Here is a 20,128-nt window from a genome sequence, read left to right as displayed (position 1 = left end):
AGTATTAGGTGGGCGTGTAGAGGAAATCTCTTATGATAGCTACCGGTTTTTTGAAAAATTAAATATTTGCTTCAAGTGTAAATCTGATAGTTATGTAAGGACCGCTACATGTATCCCTAAGATAAAGTATAGATTTACATGGGGGAAAAGTAGTGAAAAAAATATTTGTTAGTTTTTTAGTCTTGCTATTAATTTTACAGAGTATACCACAGAATATTTCGTTTGTTAAAGCGGAATCTCTACCTGAAACATATGAGGCAATGGTATTTGCTGAAGAAATTGATGGTGATATTTCTGTCTACGAAGAAGAAAATAGTGAATCAGAAGTTTTATTTACTATAAAAGATGATTCTGAAGTATTGGTATTAAACTGGGGACAATATTTTTCCTTTGTAGAATATTCTTTTGAGGATGAAACAGAAACAAAACAAGGTTATATAGAGAATAGTAGAATTGTAGAAAAAGCGGAAGCGAATGAATTCCGCGAAGCAAGGCTATTTGATTTAAACAATCATGATGAAGAGGCAAAGAATGAGCCGGGCGAAACGGAAGAAATCGATGTGGCTGAAGACCATGAGGTTCCTCAAAACAACTCACAAGAAAACTTAGATAAAAGTGAGGATTTAACAGTAGAGGAACCTGAGGACAACGCTTCCTCTTTAGAAGAAACTGATTCTATTGAGATGGAAGAAAGTACACCAAGTGAAGATCTCGATGGAGAATTGGAAGTTAGCCAAGAAGAAAAAGAAGAGGTTGTAGAGCCTAAAGCAAGAATGTCTACATTTGCTGCAACTGTCAGTCAAACACTCTATGGTGCTGCACTTAAAAGCCCGACTGTAATTTATGATAGCGCTAATCAAAGTGCCAAGCCTTTAAAAAATTATGCTCAAGGGTCAATCCTGAAATATGAAGCTTATAATAACGATTGGTATAAAGCGGTTGTATCAGTAAATGGAAAGTGGCGCGACGGTTTCATTAAAAAGACAGACGTAGAGAACATTCAAGATAAGAAAACACTTCGAGGAGTAGCAACTACAACTACAAAGGTTTATTCTAAGGCATCAAAAAATGCAAGTGTACTAAGATCATATAATACTGGAAGCGTCTTGAAGTATACTACCCTAACTTCAAGTTGGTATGAGGCTACCGTTTCTGTAAATGGAAAATGGCAAACGGGTTATATATACAAAGGTGATGTAGAAAATATTACTTCTCAGCCAAATACTTATCAGGGTGTAGGTTTACAATCACCAACAAAAGTTTATCAACAAGTAACTACAAGTTCTAAAACTTTAAAAACCTATTCACAAGGTAGTATCTTGAAGTTCCAAAGTTTTATTTCTGGATGGTATTCTGCCACGGTCTATATTAATGGTAAAGCAACCACTGGGTACATAAAGTCTTCAGATGTTTCCTTACCTACAACTAATCCAGAAACATTACATGGCGTAGCATCGAAAGATTCTGTTAATGTGTATAAAAGTGCTTCTAGAAGCTCTGGTTCCCATAAGTCATATGCTAAAGGAACATTATTAAAATTTGAGACATTTATTACAGGGTGGTATAAGGCTACTGTTTATATTGGTGGCAAGCCACAAACAGGATATATCCATGCCTCTGATGTGGAAATCCCTGTAAAAAACCCTGCTACTTATCAAGGGGTGGCATTGAAATCATCTACTCCTATTTATAAAATGGCGAATGTAACTTCCGGTACATGGAAATCATATAAGATCGGTAGCATATTGAAATATGAATCCTTTATTAGTGGTTGGTATAAGGCAACAGTCTATGTGAATGGGAAAAAACAAACAGGTTATATTGCAGCTAGTCATGTAGAAAATGCTTCGCAATCCTCGAAGGATGTACGATTATATGCAGTGCCAGACACTTTGAACGTATATAACATTGCGTCAAAATCTTCTAGTGCAATTAAAAAATACAAACAAGGTGATTTACTAAAAGTTTATCCATTTACTTCAGAATGGTACAGGGCTACTGTTTCTGTAAACGGAAATTGGGTAACAGGCTACATCCACAAAGATGACCTCAGTACAGAAAAACCAGGTTATCTCAATCTTGACTTAAGAAAACCTGCAAAGCTGACTGTACAGGAAATCAAAGCTTTATTTGATCGCAAAGGTCATGGGGATAGTAAGTTAAAGGATTATGCCCAAGAATTTATTAATGTTCAAAATAAATATGGGGTAAACGCAACTTACTTAGTAGCGCATACAATTTTAGAGACTGGTTGGGGAAAGCAATCCAACTTGTTCGATTATAAAAATAACTTATATGGATACGGGGCGTATGATGTTTGTCCATTCACTTGCGGTTACTATTTTGATAGTGTAGAAGATAGTATTAGTAATGTAGCGTACCAAGTGAAATCCGATTATTTAACTCCTAATGGTAAATGGTACAATGGACCAGACTTAATTGGCATGAATGTAAAATATGCAACGGATAAAGATTGGCAAAATAAAATTGCTCGATTAATGGAAGATTTACAGCCGTATGATGCTAAGTACTACTCGTCTACAAATGTTGTAACGAGCAATGGTCCTGCACCATCAGGTAATTGGAGTAGGGATATTCCAGCAGGCAAGCCATATCCATCAGATGTTGTTAAAAACATGCCGGCTGGTACGAAGGCAACAATCAACACCAATGCGAATTGGAGATCGTTCCCTTATGTGAATAATAATAGTAATGTCATTGGCACATTAAAAGTTTCAACTGAAGTGATTGTATTAGGATATAACACGGATGTAAAAACTAATGGCAGTTATCCATATGATACAACTTGGTATCGCATTTCAGTTAATGGTAAACAAGGTTGGATTTACGGTGACTATTTAACCTTTACAAATGCAAAACAAGCAAAAGTTTATACTTCTTCTTATGATTTACTACAGCAATTTAAATAATGACTATACCGAGGGGAATACCCTCGGTTTTTTGTGTTTACATGTTTCTCTTTTCTAAAATAGTACGGGAAAATCTAATGAACATATTTTGCACCTCTTATAGTAAATTCCCAATTTCCTCACATACTAAAACCATACAAATTCCACCAGTGAGGTTGTTTATTTATGCTGAAGACTGAAAAGAGAAATAAGGTGTTGTGGCTGAGTATGCTTTTTTTGTTATTACAGCCAATTATTGATGTGCTTACATCTTTGTCTATTCGTTTGAATGATCAGGCATTTACGCTTGGTTTAGCGATGCGTTTTTGTTTCTTATTATTTATATGTGTTTACTTATTATTTACATCATATGTAAGAAAACCCGTGATTTTAGGCTATCTGTTGTTATTTGGCTTGTTTATTGTGATTTCGATTGGGGTTCAGTTTACGATGAAACCTGTTTTTATGTGGGGAACTGAGCTGAAATGGTTATTGAAAAATGTTTATTTTGTTGTCTGTTTTCTATTCTTTCTAGTGGTTTTTCGCAGAGGGTTTAGGATTTCTCCGCTCTATTATTTGATGATAGCTGTGATTTTGACTGGGGCGATGATGACGGTGGCGGGGCTTTCTGATACTGCGTTTCCTAGTTATGATTATTGGAAGAGTGGTCATGTTGGCTGGTTTTATGCTGGCAATGAGATTGGCGCCATTTTGGCTATGGGGTTACCGGTTGTACTATATTTTGCTTTAAAACGTTCGTGGTGGTTAATGGTAGGATTACTCACGGTTATGTATGGGTTGCTGGCTTTAGGGACGAAAGTGGGTTATGGGGCGATTTTGATTACATTGCTTATCAGCATTGGTACCTCTATTGTTCTTCGTTTGGTAAAAAGAGAATACATACAAAGAACTAAATTAGTTACACTTGGCATTTTGTTTGTTGTTTTTATTCTTATGACACCATATACTCCAGTTGCCCATAACATGGAGCTACAGCTTGATTGGCTTGGTGTTTCAAAAGAAGAAGGGAAAACACAAGTGATAACAAGTGAACAAAAGGATAACATTGTCTATAGCGGCAGGGAAACTTACTGGGAAGAGTATCAAGCTTATTTTCAAGAGGCGCCTTGGATGCAAAAGCTTTTTGGCATGGGTTATGGTGGCAACTTTACGGATGAAGCTAAAACGATTGAGATGGATTTTTTAGATTTATTCTATTCATTAGGAATGATAGGGTTTAGCTTATATTTGCTGCCCTTTGTCTATATGCTTTGGCAATTGATTAAAAAAGCATTTCAAAATATGAAACGAATGATGGACTTAGAGGTCATTTTAGTACTCACTGGAATAGCTCTAGGTCTTGGTATCGCTTTTATCGCTGGTCATGTATTAACAGCGCCTGGTGTGAGTATTTATTTAGCTGTACTAATGGCTTGGCTAGCCTGTGGAATCCAATACGTGCAGCTTGAGAATTCTATGAACTAAGAATTCTCAAGCTGCACATTTCGAATGAACGCAATTTTTAAACAAACGTTTGATTGATTATGTTAGAATTTTCTCTTGAGTGTCCTTGCCCATTCAGTCAACTTTTCCATTTCGGATATTCTCAATAATGTAGCGACTAGTATAGTGAAAATGACGGCGATGAAGGTTGTCACTGATATCGACAGCAGTGCTGGTAAGTAGGAATGATAGAGCTTATGTAAGCCGAAAAGAACGCCAGTTACGAGTAAGAACATCGTGAGTACTTTCCCTTGAGAAAATAATAAATCCTTCATCTCTTTTCTCGGTATGTCTAATTCCTTCCGTAAAAAATATAGCAAAACAGCCGTCTGTGAGACCATGCTGATAGAAGTAGCCAAGGCTACACCACCAATGCCCATTAAAGGTGTTAAAATCAAACTAAAAATGATATTGACGATAATAGAGACGATTGCAGCTATCATGGTCATTTTCTCATTTTGTAAGGCAATAAATGAACGATTTAAAAATTCCTTTAATGCGATTGCGATCATACCGATGGAATAAAAGAAAAAGGCAATGCTCGTTATAGTAGTAGCGTTCGTATTGAATGCGCCTCTCTCATAAGCTACTTCAATTAATGTCCGGCTTTCTATTAACATGACCGCACTAATAGGTATGCCTACTAAGCTAATAATCGTCATACCGCTAATGATCAGTGGTATAAGCTCTTTCTTATTCTCTGCCGCCGTATCAATAATGGATGGAAACAACACGGTGATAAAGGATAGGAGAATGATACTTAATGGCAGAAACATCAGCTTGTTTGCATAGTTTAACGCTGAAACACTACCATCTATCAATCCAGATGCAAAAAAGCGATCAATGACTGTATTAAACTGAAAAGCAATGGACGTAATAATTAATGGCATAAAAGAAAAAAAGGTTCTTTTAATGAATAGAGAATAGGTTTTAAAATGAAAATTAAGTCGAATTACTTTATACTTCTTTATAAATGGGTATTGTACAAGAAATTGACTAATGGCTCCTAACAAAGTGGCAATGGCTACACCGTATATCCCATAGAACTGTGAGAGTACGACAATACTAATGATAATCAGGATATTTTGCGGGATGGCTCCCATTGCTGGTGGTGCGAATTCCTTTTCGTATTCTAAAATGCCAGTTGAAACGGCAGATAAAACGTAGAAGCAGAAGCTTGGTAGCATGATAATCGTTAATACATTTGTTACATACCACTGTTCTTCGGTAAACCCTGGTGCCATCCATTGGGTAATGATAGGGGTGAATAGAATTGCGATGACAGTAATCGCTAATGCAAGAATGAGGAATAAAGTCGTAAGTACCCCTACTACGTTTCGTGCTTCTAGTGAATGCTGTTTTTTTAATTCAGCATATAGAGGGATGATACCTGTTGTAATGGACATGCCAACTGCTGAGAATAATAAAACAGGGATAATGGATGCTACAAAGTAAGCATCAGCCACTGTTGAAGTACCGAAATAAGAGGCCATAAGCAATTCTCTTACAAAACCCAGAACCTTACTAATGATTGCAATACCTGTTATGAGTCCCGCAGCTTGGATAAGCTGTTTTTTCATCATGAATCTCCTTTAAGGAAAAGTGCTTTTTATTATTAGTATAATCAGAACGGTATAAACTAAAACACCGACTATTAAGATAAAGATTGAGGTTATAAAATGAGTCATGATTACGTAAATATACTTGGGGTTCCCTTTATTAATACAAGCTTTGCAGAAATGGAATCCATTTTAACCAACCATATAGATAAACAAGAAAAAACATTTGTTGTGACAGCGAACCCGGAAATCGTTATGTATGCCAAAGAGAATAAAGATTATCAAAAGATCATTCAGTCTGCTCATTACGTGGTGCCTGATGGTAATGGGATTCTACTTGCTGCTAATATGCTTCAAAAGCCGATAAAAGAGCGTGTAACAGGCTTTGATTTAACAATGTCCTTATTAGAAGAAGGAAATAAAAAAGGCTGGCATGTATATCTTCTCGGAGGAAGGGAACAAGTAAATAAAAGAGCAGCTGAAAATATAGAAAAAGATTATCCGGGAATTAACCTTGTCGGTAGACATAATGGTTATTTTGATTGGGAAGATGGGCAAGTGGCTGAAGAAGTAGCAGCTAAAGCGCCAGATATCGTCTTGGTTGCTTTAGGCTTTCCACGTCAGGAAGAATGGATTACCACTAATTATCATCGCTTCTCTAAAGGGTTATTCATGGGGGTCGGTGGCACGATTGACATTATATCTGGTGAAATGAAACGAGCGCCTGAATTTTGGCAAAACCTTAAGTTAGAGTGGTTTTACCGCCTATTGAAGCAGCCCTCTCGTTGGAGAAGGGTGCTCGTTTTACCTCAATTTGTGAAGCAAGTACGGCAATCCAGAAAGCGAGATTGATGTAAAATCCCTAGAATCTGCAACTATTTTCTAAGCTGTTCCGTCTGATACTATGAAGAAGGATGGAATATCAACGATGAAAGTACTCCATTTAAATGCAGGGAATGATATAGGTGGGGGCATGACACATATTCTTGATTTATTAGAGAATAGTGACCCTACTGTTTTTACGCTAGGGATTTTTGAACCTGGGCCGATTTATCAGAAGGCACTAGAGCGAGGGATTCGCGTAAAGCTTTTCGCTACGAAAAAAAGATATGATCTATCAGTCATTCAGCGTTTAAAGAAATATATTGAAGCAGAACAAATGACCATGATTCATACACATGGTGCGCGAGCAAATCTTTACGGTTATTTGCTAAAAAAAACCTACCGAGAATGTAAATGGGTGACAACATTACATAGCAATCCCTATGATGATTTTCTTAATCGGGGCTTGAAAGGAAAAGCCTTTACTAAGTTGCATTTATGGCTTTTGAAGCACCCTGATTATTATTTCGCCATTTCTAATCGTTCTAAAGAGCTCTTGCTCTCACATGGTGTGGATGGGAGTAAAGTGAAGACTATTTTCAATGGCATAGATTTTAATAGACAGATGCAGTCTTGTACGCTTGAACGCAAAGGGTTAGGGCTTGAGGCGAATGATTTTGTGATTGCTATGGTGGCGAGACTTACACCTGTAAAGGGCCATCGGATTGCCTTAGAAGCCATCAGACGTGTCATGGCTAAAGCACCTCAGGTCAAACTCCTTTTAATAGGAGATGGCTTTTTAGAACAAGAATTAAAAGCTTTTGTGAACAACAAAGGATTAGCTAAACAAATAAAATTTCTAGGATATAGACAGGATATTGATGCCTTATTACAAATTTCAGATCTTCATCTATTATCATCATTAAGTGAGAATTTTCCAATTGTCTTATTAGAGGCAGCAAGAGCGAAAAAGCCGGTGATTTCAACCGATGTTGGTGGAGTCTGTGAATTGATTCCATCGAAAGATTATGGCTGGCTTGTTCCAGTGAAAGATGTGGACGCATTAGCTCTGGCAATTGAAGAGGCGATAAATGCCCATTATGTAGGGTCCTTAAAAAAAATCGGTGAAAATCTCTATAAACATGCATCAAGGTGGTTTAGCGTGGAGCATTTTCGGGAAAATGTGATGGACGCCTACAAAAATTGGACATAAATCTTGCGGATTTTGTCAAAAAAAGTACCTTTTTAAATGGTACAACTATGATATAATAGGTTCGATATACATTTGTACGAATTTGTAAATTATGCCTGGTTCCAAGTGTGAAAGAGGGGCATGCTATCCATAAGGAGGGTCTTTATGATTTATTTGACCTTAATATTATGTTTTATATGCTCCGTTCTTTTAACACCGCTGGTAAAACGACTGGCCTTTAAGATAGGAGCAACAGACAAACCAAATAATCGAAAAGTCCATGAAAAAGTGATGCCTCGTTTAGGTGGTTTAGCAATTTATTTAAGCTTCATGCTCGGTGTGCTAATCTTCTCACCAAATAAAGAAGTGCATATCCCAATCATGGTCGGTGCATTTATCATCGTTGTAATCGGTATGTTAGATGATAAATATCAATTACCTGCTAAATATAAATTGCTAGGGCAAATTGCTGCTGCATTAATCGTAGTTTTTTGGGGAAATGTGGAAGTTGAATTTATTAACAACCCATTCTTTGGCGATAATCGAATCGACTTTGGTTATTTTGCCATCCCTATTACAATCTTATGGATTGTTGGTGTGACGAATGCAATTAACCTAATTGATGGTCTTGACGGATTAGCAGCTGGAGTATCATCGATTGCGCTATTTACGATTGCTGGGATGGCTGTATTCATGGGGAATACGTATGTAATTGCCATGGCTTCTTTGTTAATGGTAGCTACACTCGGGTTTCTTGTCTTTAACTTTCATCCAGCGAAAATATTTATGGGTGATACAGGTGCTCTCTTTTTAGGATATATGATTGCTGTCTTGTCATTGCTCGGCTTTAAAAATGTAACAGTGATTTCGTTTATTATCCCTATTTTAATTTTAGGTGTCCCATTATCAGATACGATTTTTGCGATATTTAGAAGGATTTTAAACAAACAACCGATATCAGCACCAGATAAATCACATCTCCATCATTGCTTATTGAATGCAGGCTTTACCCATCGCCAAACAGTCTTATTAATTTATGCGATGGCAGCTACTTTTGGCATGATTGCCATTATCTTCTCTCAAGCAAAAGTATGGGGAGCCATCTTACTAATAGCCGTTGTCCTTGTCATGCTCGAATTATTTGCCGAACTAATCGGTCTACTCGGCAAAGACTACCAGCCCTTATTGAAAAGACTCAAAGGAAAAGGCAACTGATACAAAAGCTAACCAATTTGGTTAGCTTTTTTTGTAGATTAAGAGGTTGATAAGGTTGATAAGGGAAAATTGGTAGAGTAATGCTTTATCTAGAGCCATTGGTTAACTACAAAAGTGGCGAGAGCTGTTAGAAGGATGATGCCGAATAGAAGGTAGAATGGGAACTGCGCACAAGCCGTGGATCCTATTTGTGTAAAAGTGAAAGAGAATAGGAGAGAACTGCGCGTAAATAGTATATGCGCGCAAAAAGAAGAAGGAAGAGCCTGAGTACTGCGCGTAAATCGAGTATACGCGCAAAAGTATGAGAGAAAGATTACGGAATTGCGCGCAAGCGGTGTATACGCGCAAAAATGAGAGGAAAAAGCCAGGGAACTGCGCACAAATGGCATATACGCGCAAAAGTAAGGGAGAAAAATCACGGAATTGCGCGCAAACCGTGTATACGCGCAAAAATGAGAGGAAAAAGCCAGGGAACTGCGCACAAATGGCATATACGCGCAAAAGTAAGGGAGAAAAATCACGGAATTGCGCGCAAGCCGAGTATACGCGCAAAAATGAGAGGAAAAAGCCAGGGAACTGCGCACAAATGGCATATACGCGCAAAAGTAAGGGAGAAAAATCACAGAATTGCGCGCAAGCGGTGTATACGCGCAAAAGCAAGAGGGAAAAGTCGGAGAACTGCGCGCAAATGGCATATACGCGCAAAAGTAAGGGAGAAAAATCACGGAATTGCGCGCAAGCCGTGTATACGCGCAAAAATGAGAGGAAAAAGCCAGGGAACTGCGCACAAATGGCATATACGCGCAAAAGTAAGGGAGAAAGATCACGGAATTGCGCGCAAGCCGTGTATACGCGCAAAAGCAAGAGGGAAAAGTCGGAGAACTGCGCGCAAATGGCATATACGCGCAAAAGTAAGAGAGAAAGATCACAGAATTGCGCGCAAGCGGTGTATACGCGCAAAAATGAGAGGGAAAAGCCAGGGAACTGCGCACAAATGGCATATACGCGCAAAAGTAAGCGAGAAAGATCACGGAATTGCGCGCAAGCGGTGTATACGCGCAAAAATGAGAGGAAGAAGCCAGGGAACTGCGCGCAAATGGCATATACGCGCAGAAGCAAGGGAGAAAAATCACGGAATTGCGCGCAAGCCGTGTATACGCGCAAAAGCAAGAGGGAAAAGCCGGGGAACTGCGCGCAAATGGCATATACGCGCAAAAGTAAGAGAGAAAGATCACAGAATTGCGCGCAAGCGGTGTATACGCGCAAAAATGAGAGGGAAAAGCCGGAGAACTGCGCGCAAATGGCATATACGCGCAAAAGTAAGAGAGAAAGATCACGGAATTGCGCGGAAGCCGAGTATATGCGCAAAACAGAGAGAGAAAAGCCAGGGAACTGCGCACAAGCCGTGTATAAGTGCAAAAGCCAAAAGGAGAAGGCTGAGAAGTGCGGGAAAGCCATGTATAAGTGTAAAGTAACAAGAAACGGAATGCATGTATAAATTCCCGTACATTCTTATAAAAAGGCTATCAATAGCTTTATAAGGTGCCCCTTTAATTGAAGAGAAAAAAATAGAAAGAAGTCTGGACAAACGAGATATGCCCATACCACTAGCTAGAAAATAAGAGAGAATGAGCCCACCCAAAAGAGAACATACACGTACAACAGAACAGTATGAGTAAGGTGTGTCTGAATAAAAACCCCCAAACAGTTTTTTGTTTGGGGGTTCTTATAAAGCATAATTCTATTAATATCCGCTATTGTAACCAGCTTCACTTGATTCTGTAGAAATTTCGCCGTCTGTTGAACTCTCGCCATTTGTCGGATCAGTAGATTCATTTTGTCCGAGGTTCGTAGTCCCTAAATCAAGATGGCTTTGTAGTTCTGAAATAACTTCCTGTAATCCAGTATCATCTATTTGATAATAATACACACGATTACCATTAGAGTTTGGTAAGTACATATCTTGACCTTTGAGATTGAGCATTTCAATATCTGGAGTCATGCCACTAGAAGTCGCATAACTAATAAGTGATTTCATTTGGTCGAAGGAAAGGTCTGTTTCCATATTGTTTCCGACTGCTTCGATGACATCCCCGTATTTCGAAATAGCATCTACTGATACGGCTTTTTTCATCATCGCTTTAACGATTTCTTGTTGTCTTTGCCCGCGCATAATATCATTATCTTGCTTTCTCGTACGTGCTAGCGCTAATGCTTCTTCCCCATTTAATGTTTGCAAGCCTTCTTCTAATTGAATAGCCCCTGCGTTGTCATTTGAGTCTTGCTCAGATAAGGCATAAGGTACTTCTACTTCTACTCCACCTAGAGCATCAATAATCTCAATGAATGCATCAAAATTTAACTTTAAGTAAAAATCAATGGGAATATCGAGTAGCTGCTCAACCGTTTCAATAGAAGTGAGTGGTCCGCCGTGAGCGTGAGCATGGGTGATTTTGTCTTGATAACCAAGCTTAGGAATCTGAACATAAGAATCACGAGGGATGCTTAATAGTTTAATAGATTTTGATTCCTTATTAAATGTTGCGACCATTAATGCATCTGAACGCGCTGAATTACTAAAGCCCCGTTTACTACTATCATCAACTCCGATAATGAGTAGTGAAAAGTTATCAACATCAGGTTGTACAGCTACATCTCGCTTGGTTTCTCTTTCTAGTGGATTATATGTGCTGTTCATCGCTGTCTCTGCTTTATTATAGAGATAGGCACCGTAGGCAGTGGCACTTAGGGCAAGGACTAGTAGAGGAAGAAGGATAAATGCGAAAACACGTCTTCTGCGCTTCACTTTACGTCTCCTCACCTTTTGGGCATTACGACCATCATAAGACATATGATTGCTCCTTTATTAGTAAAAATTTAATCGATTCTTTACATAGTTAATGTTTATTTTACAATGGATTTGCATATACGTAAAATATTTACTCAGAAATTGTCGATTCTAAATATAACACGTCACCTTCAGTTATTTCTGCTTGTCCATTTGTTAATTCGATCATCCAGGCATTGAAGTTAGCTGTTTCTTCATCTTTTACATAAGTTTCAATTTCAACAAGATCGGCATAATGGATTTCTTTTATTGGATAAATGGAAGCGCGTAATTCATTTTCTAGTTTTCCAAGAAAGGTATAATCAACTTTTGTATGCATGATGCGCATTAGCTTTCTTTCAACTATACCTGTAGCAAGTAAACCTTCGGATGTAGCTTTACCGTAAGCGCGAATTAAACCGCCGGCACCAAGTTTAATGCCACCAAAATAGCGGGTGACTACCACAACAGTATCCTTTAATTGTCTCTTTTTTAACACTTCAAGCATCGGTACACCAGCTGTACCACTCGGTTCACCATCATCGTTAGCTTTCTGAATTAAATCATGCTCACCAATTAAATAGGCAGAACAATTATGAGTGGCATTCCAGTTTTGCTTCTTTATTTTCTGAATAAATTCTTGCGCTTCTTCTTCTGTTTCTGCTCGGTCAATATATGCAATAAATCTAGATTTTTGTATAATAATTTCATGTTCCCCGTACCCTTTAACGGTATGATATTGTGGAAGCAAAAATATCGCTCCTTCCTGCAAGTCTCTTCCTATTATAATTCGACAATCTTCGGAAAACATAAATATTAATAGATTGTAAACAAACTTTAATATTGTCGAATCGTTGAAGTGATATAATAAGTTTATATCTGAGGATAACTATAGATATTGCCAATAATCCTCTTTTTTTAACATAAAATTAGGATATATGACATATAAAAAATTTTCAAGCGTGCGACTATTTATCGAATTTTGTGTCAAATGGTATTATTTTCTGCCGCTACACATGGTCGAATACCGCTTTTCAAGGTAAAATAAGGAATAGCAACAACAGGGTATACCCTTGGAGGAATCGCGAATGAGTATAAAAAAATTTGATACGAAGTCGCTCGATTTAATTTTAGAAAAAATGATAGAAACGGTCGGTACGAGTAAGAATGAAATTTTCCGGATTGGTGAGCAATGTCGAAAAGATTATGAGACCTTAACCGAAGAACTGAAAGATGTAAAGGTAATGGTTATTAAAGTCATTGATGAAGGCGACCGTTTAGAAAGTCAAACACGTTTTGCGCGTAAACGATTATCTGAAGTCAGTATGCATTTCAAAGATTATACTGAAGCGCAAGTACGTGATGCATATGAAAAAGCCCATCAATTACAAATGGATCTATCGATGAATCGGCAAATGGAAAAGCAGCTACGTGACCGGAGAGACGACATTGAAAGAAGATTAGTGGGCGTTAGTGATACGATTGAGCGTGCCGAGCATTTAATTTCCCAAATTACTGTTGTCATGAACTACTTGATGAGTGACATCAAACAAATGGGTGAGATGCTTGAAGATGCGAAGATGAAACAAGAGTTTGGCCTACAAATTATTGAGGCGCAAGAAGAGGAGCGTAAAAGGCTCTCACGTGAAATACATGACGGCCCGGCGCAAATGATGGCGAATGTGATGATGCGCTCTGATTTGATTGAACGTGTTTATAAAGAGCGTGGCACAGATGAAGCCATGGAGGAAATAAGGAATTTAAAGAAAATGGTCAGAAGTGCTTTATATGAGGTCCGTAGAATTATTTATGACCTGAGACCAATGGCTTTAGATGACTTAGGTCTTGTTCCTACATTAAAGAAGTATCTACAAACAATCGAAGAATATCATAATTCGACCAAAATCACTTTCATGAATGTTGGTAAAGAAGTTCGTTTACCAAGTCAATATGAAGTGGCGCTATTCCGACTCATTCAAGAAGCTGTGCAGAATGCGATGAAGCATGCTGATGCAGAAGAGATTATTGTTAAAACTGAAATTAATAATGAAAGAATAGCAGTCGTAATTAGAGATAATGGTAAAGGGTTTGATATTAATAAGAAAAAAGCACAATCCTTTGGTATTATCGGCATGAGAGAAAGAGTTGAACTTCTGGAGGGCCAGCTTTCGATAGATTCCAATATTGGTAAAGGCACAATTATTATTATTCAAGTACCTTATATGAAATAATATTTAATTGATGTTGAAACTGGTCAAACATCATGATAGATATAAAACAGTTGAAGATTGGGAGGGGAAGAACTTGAATACTAAAATAGTAATTATTGACGACCATCAACTTTTCCGAGAGGGCGTAAAACGTATTCTTGATTTTGAAAAAACATTTAACGTGGTAGCAGAAGGTGACGATGGCGACGAAGCGATCAGACTCGTTGAAGAAAATCAACCAGACGTAGTTATCATGGATATTAACATGCCGAATATTAATGGCGTGGAAGCAACGCGTCAATTAGTAGAGAAATATCCAGATTCTAAAGTAATCATTCTTTCAATCCATGATGATGAAAACTATGTAACGCACGCTTTAAAAACCGGAGCAAGTGGTTACCTACTTAAAGAAATGGATGCAGATGCATTAGTTGAGGCAGTAAAAGTAGTTGCAGAGGGTGGTTCTTACCTTCATCCGAAAGTAACGCACAATCTTGTCAATGAATACCGTCGCCTTGCTTCAGAAGGAACTGGCACAACAGGCGCTTATGGACAAATCGAAATCCGTCGTCCGCTACATTTACTTACTCGACGCGAGTGTGAAGTGCTCCAACTTCTTGCAGACGGAAAAAGTAACCGCGGCATCGGTGAAGCATTATATATTAGTGAAAAAACAGTCAAAAACCATGTAAGTAACATCCTGCAAAAAATGAACGTCAATGACCGTACACAAGCGGTTGTCGTAGCCATCAAAAACGGTTGGGTAGAAGTTCGCTAATCCCAGCCTTTCATACATATGAAGAAACACTCCGCATTGGGGTGTTTTTTTGTTGAAAGTGCGGATCGGTTCGAAGATAGAACGGTGGGTCAAGGGAAGGGAAGAAGTACATTTCATGAAGGGAGAGACATAATTATAAGAAAAATGAGCAATGTAGAAGTTTCGTAGATAATAGGGGAGGAGTAGAACATATGAGTAGTGTGAAAGAAGGAATTGCGACTAAGAAAAATGAGGACGAGAGCGCAAAAGGTTCGCGACTAGTAAAAGAAGAGAGTGAGAGATAAGTAGGGAAAAAGTGAGAATCGCCACTAATAAAAGAAAAGAGTGAAAGATAAGTAGGGCAAAGGCAAGAATCGCGACTAATAAAAGAAGAAAGTGAAAGATAAGTAGGGAAAAAGTGAGAATCGCGACTAAAAAAAGAAGAGAGGAGAAGATAAGTAGGGCAAAGATGAGAATTGCGACTAATAAAAGAAGAAAGTGAAAGATAAGTAGGGCAAAGGCAAGAATCGCGACTGAAAAAAGAAGAGAGGAGAAGATAAGTAGGGCAAAGGCAAGAATCGCGACTAAAAAAAGAAAGGAGTGAAAGATAAGTAGGGAAAAAGTGAGAATCGCGACTAAAAAAAGAAGAGAGGAGAAGATAAGTAGGGCAAAGGCAAGAATCGCGACTAAAAAAAGAAGAAAGTGAAAGATAAGTAGGGAAAAAGTGAGAATCGCGACTAAAAAAAGAAGAGAGGAGAAGATAAGTAGGGTAAAGGCGAGAATCGCGACTAATAAAAGAAGAAAGTGAAAGATAAGTAGGGCAAAGGCAAGAATCGCGACTAAAAAAAGAAGAAAGTGAAAGATAAGTAGGGAAAAAGTGAGAATCGCGACTAAAAAAAGAAGAGAGTAGAAGATAAGTAGCGCAAAGATGAGAATCGCGACTAATAAAAAAGAGAGTGAAAGATAAGTAGCGTAAAAGCGAGAATCCCGACTAATAAAAGAAGAAAGGAGAAGATAAGTAACTTAAAAGAAGGAACCGCATTAATTTCTCCGATCCCTCTCGAGTCTAAGATATTCGATATAAATATCGCCAAGTCCCCAAGAAAAGGAACCTGAGCTGAGAGTTGCGACACACATAAAAGGGGGATTATCAAATAAAATGTCTAAATCCTAATTTACTCTAGGTGTTTCATAACTGGATCATGGAGGAAGAGTTGACTCATGACCGGAGAAGGAGCTACCATACAATATACAATCAAAGCCTGCGCTCTTACATCACCGCAAAAGTTAAAACCCCAGACTTCGAGTATGAATCAAACCAACCACCCCAAAAGCCCATCAAAAAGTAAAAGATTTCCCCTTAAACCTCTCTAAACTTAATGCATTTTTATTAACTTTCATATAGAATGGTAACAGAACATATAGTAGAGAAAAAAGTGAAGGAGTCACTCTATTTATGAAAACGGCCGTAGTAACGGATAGTACATCTTATATCACACAAGAATTGAGAGAAAAGCTAAATATTCACATGATCCCGCTGAGTGTGATATTTGGCAATGAATCATATAAAGAAGAAATAGAAATCACTGCAGAAAGTTTTTATGAGGAAGTCAAACATAAGGATTTGCCGAAAACATCACAGCCATCCGTAGGTGATTTTGTCACATTGTTTGAAACGTTGAAGCAAGACTATGATGCCATCATCTCCATCCACTTATCAAGCGGGATTAGTGGCACCTATCAAGGGGCAGTCTCTGCCGGTAATATGGTTGAAGGCATTACCGTCTATCCTTTTGACTCAGAAATTAGCGCACGTGTACAAGGTTTCTATGTCGTCAAAGCAGCCGAAATGGCAGCTGACGGGAAGTCGCCAGCAGAAATTATGGACAAACTGAATGAAATGAAACAATCCATTCGTGCTTATTTTATGGTTGATGATCTGTCACATCTACAAAGAGGTGGCCGCTTATCAAGTGCGCAAGCAATCTTAGGAAGTCTTCTCCAAGTGAAACCATTGCTTCATTTTGAAAATAAGCTCATCGTGCCATTCGAAAAAATCCGTACGCGTAAAAAAGCAATGAAACGAATCGTTGATTTGTTAGCGGAAGATGCAGCGAGTGGAGAAGCTTATGAAGCCTCTATTATTCATGCAAACCGTTTAGAGGAAGCGCAGAAATGGAAGGAAGAGCTAGAAGCACAATTACCGAATGTCACTTTTGGTATAAGCTATTTTGGTGCAGTTATTGGTACACATCTTGGCGAAGGCTCAATGGGTCTTGGCTGGGTAAAAAAATAATACATCTACTAAGGAGTTATTATCGCAGACAAAACGAACCACTGCTGAAATAACTCCTTTTTTTTAGCCACGAAAGGAGTCTATATGCGAATACTCATGAAAGATCACCTACTCATCCCCGTATTTCACCACGACTCAGCTTCTTACACTATTACAGAACTTCCGAACATCCCTCACCATAATCACAACCCTACATACCGCTTCAATCCACAAATTCAGACATTCCTATTTGGTAAACAATTACTGCTAGATGAAATTTCTCACCCTGTAGAGGAATTATTCACCCATGTGAACGAAGGTTATATCACGCTTCGTCGACCCTTCATAAAAGAAGGTAGAAAAATCAAATGTGCTCGCTGTGGCAGTAGTCATCATTTAGCGACATATCCATGTGCTCGTTGTGGAAATGAGCAATGCCATTATTGTCGCAATTGCTTGATGATGGGGAGAGTGTCGGCTTGTACTCCACTTTTTAGTTGGAATGGACCAAGCCCGAGCACCCTAATAGTCGACCAACCGTTAAAATGGGATGGGACGCTTTCTACAGGACAGCAACAAGCATCCACGGCAGTTGTCGCAGCCATTGATAACAAAAAAGAGTACCTGGTTTGGGCGGTATGTGGCGCAGGTAAAACCGAAGTGCTTTTTGCAGGAATCGCTCATGCACTAAAGCAAGGTCAGCGCGTGTGCCTTGCTACTCCAAGAACAGATGTCGTCTTAGAACTCGCACCCCGTCTGAAAAAAGTGTTTCCCCACACCACGGTTGCCGCACTGTATGGTGGAAGTGAAGACCGGCACCTTTTTGCCAATCTAGTCATCAGTACAACACATCAGTTATTCCGCTTTTATCGTGCTTTTGATACAGTCATTGTTGATGAAGTGGATGCCTTTCCTTACACAATGGATGCCACACTCCAGTATGCTGTTCAGCAAGCGAAAAAGTCTGCAGCTGCCACGATTTATTTAACAGCTACTCCTTCAAGGAAGTGGCAAAAAGAATGTCGGCAAAATAAAAGAGCATATATGACCATCCCTGCTCGTTTCCATCGCTTTCCTTTACCGATTCCTCAATTTAAATGGATTGGACAATGGACAATCCCCCTAAAAAACGCCCGTCTCCCTTTTGTGTTAAAAAAATGGTTACAGCAACGCATTGAAAAAGAGAAACAGGTTTTGCTGTTTATTCCTAAAATTAAGCTAATAGATGATATGCTACCTCTCATACAAAAACTTCATCCTAAAGTGGAGGCAGTGCATGCGGAAGATCCTTTACGAAAAGAAAAAGTCCAGAAAATGAGAAAGCAAGAGACGCTTATTTTACTCACAACGACGATTTTAGAAAGAGGAGTGACTTTTCCTCATATAGATGTTGCTGTATTAGGAGCAGAAGAGCGTATTTTCACAGAAAGTGCGCTTGTTCAAATAGCTGGAAGGGTTGGGAGAAGTGTTGAGGCACCAACAGGAGATGTTGTTTTTTTTCATTATGGTAAAACAACTGCAATGGTACGGGCTAAAAAGCAAATACTGCAAATGAATAAAGAAGCAAAACAAAGGGGCTTACTTCATGAATAGCTGTCTCTATTGTCAAAAGGAAATGCAACTTCCTGGTGGATTTCAAGCATTGTTTCAAAAAGCTGCGCAGTCATTTTGTTGTGAAGACTGTATAGCAAAATGGACATTTATCAAAGGTCCCACTTGCCCAACTTGCCACCGGTGGATGGAAACGGCTGAAATCTGTCTCGACTGTAAGAAGTGGCAGGCGGATCCAATATATAGCGGTTGTCTGGACGAGAATATTTCTGTATTAGCATACAACCCTTTTTGTCAGCAAGTGCTCGCTCAATATAAGTATCGTGGCGATTATATCCTCGCAGTTGCAATTGCTGATTTGCTAAAATCCAAATTAAAACAAATAAGCTTTGATCTTATTACACCGATTCCGCTGAGTGAAGAAAGACGCTATGAAAGAGGGTTCAATCAATCAGAAGCACTGATCACCGCATTAGGCAAAAAGCCCACCATTCTCCTCACCCGTATGCATACAGAAAAACAATCGAAGAAAACAAGAAAGGAAAGATTAGAGACACCACAAGTTTTTCGATTCACGGGACAACAAGAAATAAGCGGGAAGAAAGTGTTAATCGTCGACGATATTTATACAACAGGTACGACTCTTTATCATGCAGCTAAATTGCTAAAAGAGGCAGGAGCAAGTGAGGTTCGATCATTGACGATTGCAAGAAGTTAAAAAAGTTAGCCGATGCTGACGATATATAGAATAGAAGCTATCAGTAGAGGTGAAAAGAATGGCGGAGATCGCAAACTGCCCTAGATGTAATGCCTTATTTATGAAAAATCAAGTCAGCACCATTTGCCAAGCGTGTTTTAAAAAAGAAGAAGAAGCATACGAAGTCGTATATGCCTTTCTAAGGAAAAGAGAAAATCGTGCTGCTACTATGCAAAGAATAACAGAAGCAACAGGAGTAGAGGAGTGGCTCCTGCAGAAGTTTGTTCGATCAGGTCGATTAAAGGTGGCGCAATTTCCCCAGCTAGGCTATCCTTGCGATCAGTGTGGTACATTAATTCAAGAAGGAAGAATTTGTGAGTCTTGTCGCAAAGCATTACAAAAAGAATTAGAGCAATTTGAACGAGAGCAGGATCGGATAAAAGAAAGAGAGAGAACCTACTATTCTTATAGAGGTAAACAGTCTTAAAGAAGGAAGTCTAAAGAACTAATGTTTACTTTCGGAACGATAGTATGTATGTAAAATTTACTAAAAGTGTAATATCACTTTAAACTCATTCTATTTATACCGATAATAGGAGTAATAAAAGGGA

The 20,128-nt window shown here is 38.6% G+C and carries 15 protein-coding genes; 12 read left to right on the top strand and 3 right to left on the bottom strand.

The features are described 5' to 3' along the window. The first annotated feature begins 152 nt into the window (after positions 1–152). Together MKY26_RS14550 and MKY26_RS14545 are read left to right on the top strand one after the other, a co-directional pair. Complete coding sequence (locus MKY26_RS14550) at positions 153–2,930, top strand: glucosaminidase domain-containing protein (RefSeq protein WP_341097930.1); 2,778 nt, start codon at positions 153–155, stop codon at positions 2,928–2,930. A 165-nt stretch (positions 2,931–3,095) separates the two neighbouring features. Then, the gene (locus tag MKY26_RS14545) at positions 3,096–4,394 is read left to right on the top strand and encodes an O-antigen ligase family protein (RefSeq protein WP_341097929.1); all 1,299 of its coding nucleotides are present in this window, start codon (positions 3,096–3,098) and stop codon (positions 4,392–4,394) included. Positions 4,395–4,456: 62 nt separating this feature from the next. On the opposite strand, the gene murJ is transcribed toward MKY26_RS14545, so the two are convergent. Beyond that, on the bottom strand, positions 4,457–5,995 hold the full coding sequence (murJ, locus tag MKY26_RS14540; RefSeq protein WP_341097928.1) for a murein biosynthesis integral membrane protein MurJ: 1,539 nt from the start codon (positions 5,993–5,995) through the stop codon (positions 4,457–4,459). 96 nt (positions 5,996–6,091) lie between these two features. Between murJ and MKY26_RS14535 the strand changes: the two genes are divergently transcribed. The 4 genes from MKY26_RS14535 to MKY26_RS14520 all read left to right on the top strand — a co-directional run bounded on the left by MKY26_RS14535 (position 6,092) and on the right by MKY26_RS14520 (position 10,698). Beyond that, positions 6,092–6,823, top strand: coding sequence for a WecB/TagA/CpsF family glycosyltransferase (locus MKY26_RS14535; protein WP_095371816.1), 732 nt, complete (start codon positions 6,092–6,094; stop codon positions 6,821–6,823). A 76-nt stretch (positions 6,824–6,899) separates the two neighbouring features. Beyond that, positions 6,900–8,006: a glycosyltransferase gene (locus MKY26_RS14530; protein ID WP_341097926.1), complete on the top strand. Its 1,107-nt coding sequence runs from the start codon at positions 6,900–6,902 to the stop codon at positions 8,004–8,006. A 144-nt stretch (positions 8,007–8,150) separates the two neighbouring features. Next, on the top strand, positions 8,151–9,200 hold the full coding sequence (locus MKY26_RS14525) for an MraY family glycosyltransferase (RefSeq protein WP_307319514.1): 1,050 nt from the start codon (positions 8,151–8,153) through the stop codon (positions 9,198–9,200). 301 nt (positions 9,201–9,501) lie between these two features. Continuing rightward, positions 9,502–10,698, top strand: a complete 1,197-nt coding sequence (locus tag MKY26_RS14520) for a hypothetical protein (protein WP_341097922.1) — start codon at positions 9,502–9,504, stop codon at positions 10,696–10,698. Between the two features lie 246 nt (positions 10,699–10,944). Here MKY26_RS14520 and MKY26_RS14515 read toward each other — a convergent pair whose 3' ends face one another. Further along, positions 10,945–12,051: an LCP family protein gene (locus tag MKY26_RS14515; protein WP_307319510.1), complete on the bottom strand. Its 1,107-nt coding sequence runs from the start codon at positions 12,049–12,051 to the stop codon at positions 10,945–10,947. Between the two features lie 88 nt (positions 12,052–12,139). Next, positions 12,140–12,778, bottom strand: a complete 639-nt coding sequence (locus MKY26_RS14510) for a YigZ family protein (protein WP_328198159.1) — start codon at positions 12,776–12,778, stop codon at positions 12,140–12,142. A gap of 337 nt (positions 12,779–13,115) precedes the next feature. Here MKY26_RS14510 and MKY26_RS14505 point away from each other — a divergent pair, with 337 nt between their 5' ends. The 6 genes from MKY26_RS14505 (at position 13,116) to MKY26_RS14480 (ending at position 20,004) form a co-directional block, all read left to right on the top strand. Further along, positions 13,116–14,258: a sensor histidine kinase gene (locus MKY26_RS14505; RefSeq protein WP_095371820.1), complete on the top strand. Its 1,143-nt coding sequence runs from the start codon at positions 13,116–13,118 to the stop codon at positions 14,256–14,258. A gap of 73 nt (positions 14,259–14,331) precedes the next feature. Further along, complete coding sequence (locus tag MKY26_RS14500; RefSeq protein WP_224937162.1) at positions 14,332–15,015, top strand: response regulator; 684 nt, start codon at positions 14,332–14,334, stop codon at positions 15,013–15,015. Between the two features lie 1,435 nt (positions 15,016–16,450). Beyond that, complete coding sequence (locus MKY26_RS14495; RefSeq protein WP_095371821.1) at positions 16,451–17,290, top strand: DegV family protein; 840 nt, start codon at positions 16,451–16,453, stop codon at positions 17,288–17,290. A gap of 84 nt (positions 17,291–17,374) precedes the next feature. Beyond that, positions 17,375–18,862, top strand: coding sequence for a DEAD/DEAH box helicase (locus MKY26_RS14490; protein WP_341097920.1), 1,488 nt, complete (start codon positions 17,375–17,377; stop codon positions 18,860–18,862). Further along, positions 18,855–19,538 (top strand): ComF family protein, encoded by a 684-nt coding sequence (locus MKY26_RS14485; RefSeq protein ID WP_341097918.1) that lies wholly within the window; start codon positions 18,855–18,857, stop codon positions 19,536–19,538. The genes MKY26_RS14490 and MKY26_RS14485 overlap by 8 nt, the downstream gene beginning before the upstream one ends. A 58-nt stretch (positions 19,539–19,596) precedes the next feature. After that, entirely contained in the window at positions 19,597–20,004 is a 408-nt protein-coding gene (locus MKY26_RS14480; protein ID WP_095371824.1) for a TIGR03826 family flagellar region protein, read from the top strand. Positions 20,005–20,128 lie beyond the last annotated feature (124 nt).

It is taken from the genome of Cytobacillus sp. FSL R7-0680 (assembly GCF_038009245.1).
Classification (GTDB): Bacteria; Bacillota; Bacilli; order Bacillales; family Cytobacillaceae; genus Cytobacillus; species Cytobacillus kochii.
This window is presented reverse-complemented; position numbering and strand designations above follow the sequence as displayed.

Bases quoted from the DNA above. Each gene is read 5' to 3' on its own strand.
- MKY26_RS14545 (WP_341097929.1), top strand. From the start codon at position 3,096: ATGCTGAAGACTGAAAAGAGAAATAAGGTGTTGTGGCTGAGTATGCTT.
- murJ (WP_341097928.1), bottom strand. From the start codon at position 5,995: ATGATGAAAAAACAGCTTATCCAAGCTGCGGGACTCATAACAGGTATT.
- MKY26_RS14535 (WP_095371816.1), top strand. From the start codon at position 6,092: ATGAGTCATGATTACGTAAATATACTTGGGGTTCCCTTTATTAATACA.
- MKY26_RS14530 (WP_341097926.1), top strand. From the start codon at position 6,900: ATGAAAGTACTCCATTTAAATGCAGGGAATGATATAGGTGGGGGCATG.
- MKY26_RS14525 (WP_307319514.1), top strand. From the start codon at position 8,151: ATGATTTATTTGACCTTAATATTATGTTTTATATGCTCCGTTCTTTTA.
- MKY26_RS14520 (WP_341097922.1), top strand. From the start codon at position 9,502: ATGAGAGAAAGATTACGGAATTGCGCGCAAGCGGTGTATACGCGCAAA.
- MKY26_RS14515 (WP_307319510.1), bottom strand. From the start codon at position 12,051: ATGTCTTATGATGGTCGTAATGCCCAAAAGGTGAGGAGACGTAAAGTG.
- MKY26_RS14505 (WP_095371820.1), top strand. From the start codon at position 13,116: ATGAGTATAAAAAAATTTGATACGAAGTCGCTCGATTTAATTTTAGAA.
- MKY26_RS14495 (WP_095371821.1), top strand. From the start codon at position 16,451: ATGAAAACGGCCGTAGTAACGGATAGTACATCTTATATCACACAAGAA.
- MKY26_RS14490 (WP_341097920.1), top strand. From the start codon at position 17,375: ATGCGAATACTCATGAAAGATCACCTACTCATCCCCGTATTTCACCAC.
- MKY26_RS14485 (WP_341097918.1), top strand. From the start codon at position 18,855: ATGAATAGCTGTCTCTATTGTCAAAAGGAAATGCAACTTCCTGGTGGA.
- MKY26_RS14480 (WP_095371824.1), top strand. From the start codon at position 19,597: ATGGCGGAGATCGCAAACTGCCCTAGATGTAATGCCTTATTTATGAAA.